The organism is Frankia sp. CcI156 (genome assembly GCF_001983015.1).
GTDB lineage: Bacteria > Actinomycetota > Actinomycetes > Frankiales > Frankiaceae > Frankia > Frankia casuarinae.
Window position 1 is genome coordinate 1 of the sequence record NZ_MOMD01000119.1, and the last position, 2648, is coordinate 2648.

The window sequence follows — 2648 nt, forward strand, 5'->3', positions numbered from 1 at the left end:
CCCGCCGAGGAGCTGCTGTGCGGCCTGTTCGCTGAGACCCTGCACCTGGACCGGGTCGGCGCCGACGACGACTTCTTCAACCTCGGCGGCGACTCCCTGCTGGCCATGCGACTGATCGCCCGCGTGCAGGCCGTGCTGGACGTCRAGGTGAACATCCGCGAGCTGTTCGCCGCGCCGACCCCGGCGGGCATCGCCAGGCTGGCCTCCGGCGGCGGGAGCGCCCGTACCCCCCTGGTGGCCGGGCAGCGGCCCGAGGAGATCCCGCTGTCGTTCGGGCAGACCCGCATGTGGTTCCTCAACCGGTTGCAGGAGGGCAGCGCGGTCTACAACATGCCGATGGCGCTGCGGCTGCGCGGTGACCTGGACCGGGACGCGCTGCGAGCCGCGCTGAAGGACGTGGCACAGCGGCACGAGACCCTGCGCACGGTGTTCCCCGACCGGGACGGGGTGCCCTTCCAGAAGATCCTGGACGGCGGCCCCGAGCTCGTGGTGCGTGCGACCAGCGAGCGGGACCTCGCGGACCTGCTGGCGGCCGAGGCGGCACGTGGCTTCGACGTACGCAGCGAGCCGCCGTGGCGGGCCGAGCTGCTCGTCCTGGCCGAGCGCGAGCACGTCCTGCTGCTGGTCGTGCATCACATCGCGGCCGACGGCTGGTCGATAGGAGTGCTCACCCGTGACCTGTCCACGGCCTACGCGGCGCGACTCGCCGGCCGGGAGCCGTCATGGGCGGCGCTGCCGGTCCAGTACGCCGACTTCTCGGCCTGGCAGCGCCAGATCCTGGGCAGCGAGGACGACCCGGACAGCCTGATCAGCAGGCAACTGGCGTACTGGCGGCAGTCCCTGGCCGGTCTTCCTGCCGAGCTGACGCTGCCGGTCGACCGTCCGCGCCCGGCCGTGGCCTCCTTCACCGGCGGCACTGTCCCGCTGCGCGTCAGCGCCGAGGCCCACGCCAGGCTGGCGGGGATCGCCCGGGACCGGAAGGCCACGATGTTCATGGTGGTGCAGGCGGCGGTCGCGCTGCTGCTGTCCCGCCTGGGCGCGGGCACCGACATCCCGCTCGGCACCGTCATCGCGGGCCGGGGCGACCCTGCGTTGGATGGCCTGGTCGGCTTCTTCGTCAACACGCTGGTGCTGCGCACCGATGCCGGCGGCGACCCGTCGTTCAGTGACCTGGTCGCCCGGGTTCGCGAGGTGAACCTGGCCGCCTACGCCCACCAGGACGTGCCGTTCGAGCGGCTGGTGGAGGAGCTGCAACCGGACCGATCGCTGGCCCGGCACCCGCTGTTCCAGGTCATGATGACCTTCCAGACCACCCACCAGGACGGCGGCTGGGAGCTGCCGGGCCTGTCCGTCCAACCACAGCGGTCGAGCTCCGACGCCGCCAGGTTCGACCTGTCCTTCACCGTCGGGGAACACCACACCGCCGGCGGCGCACCCGCCGGGCTGGACGGGGCGGTCGGCTACTCGGCCGACCTGTTCGACCGGGCGACGGCCGAGAAGCTGGCTGGGCGGCTGGTGCGGCTGCTGGAAACGGTCGCCGCCGACCCCGCGCTGCGGGCGAGCCGGGTGCCGGTCATGGACGAGGCCGAGTGGGCCCAGGTCGTGCGCGCCTGGAACGACACCGCCTGGAACGACACCGCGCTCAAGGTCTCGGACCGGACGCTGCCCGAGTTGTTCGAGGCCCAGGTGCGGCGCAGCCCGGACGCCGTCGCGGTGGTCTTCCAGGACGTAGGCCTCACCTATGCGGAGCTGGATGCGGCGGCGGGCCGACTTGCCGCGCGGCTGACCGAGCAGGGCGCCGGGCCGGAGCGGGTCGTCGCCGTGGCCCTGCCGCGGTCCGCTGAGATGCTGGTGGCGCTGCTGGCGGTGCTGAAGACCGGCGCGGCCTACCTCCCGGTAGACGTGGGATACCCGTCCTCGCGGGTGGCGTTCATGCTGGCCGACGCCGATCCCGCCGCCGTGGTCTGCACGGCCGAGACCGCCCGGGCGCTGCCCGGCCACCCGGCCGTACGGACGGTCCTGGACGACCCACGGACCGCCGAGGCCCCGGCGGCCCGGCAGCCGACCGCGTCAGGCCGGATCGACCCGCGGCACCCGGCATATGTGATCTACACCTCGGGCTCCACCGGAACACCCAAGGGCGTGGTCATCTCACACCGCAACCTGGTGACGTTCCTCGCCGCGATGCGAATCCGCCCCGGCCTCACCGAGGCCGACGTACTGCTGGCCGTGACGACGCTGGGCTTCGACATCGCCGGGCTCGAGCTGTTCCTGCCGCTGGTCGTGGGCGGGCGCGTGGTGGTGGCCGAACGCGAGGTGGCCCTGGACCCCAGGAGGCTGGYGGCGGAGATCGTACGGCACAGCGCGACGGTGCTGCAGGCTACGCCGGTGACCTGGCGGATGCTCGTCGACGACGGCTGGGCGGGCTCTCCCGGGCTGAAGGCTCTGTGCGGCGGCGAGGCCCTCCCTCCGGACCTGGCCGAGGCGATGATCGAGCGCTGCGCGCAGGTGTGGAACATGTACGGCCCGACCGAGACCACGATCTGGTCGACCTGCCGGCAGTTGACGGCGGGCGGCGGCGTCAGCCTGGGCACACCGATCGCCGGTACCCGGACCTATGTGCTGGATGATCTGCTGCAGCCGGTGCC

Annotated in this window: 1 protein-coding gene; it reads left to right on the top strand. The window is 72.8% G+C overall.

Going from position 1 to position 2648, the window contains the following annotated elements; all coding sequences use genetic code 11:
- Positions 1-2648 (top strand): condensation domain-containing protein (locus tag CcI156_RS23495; protein WP_139341609.1); only part of this gene is annotated, 2648 nt, incomplete at both ends.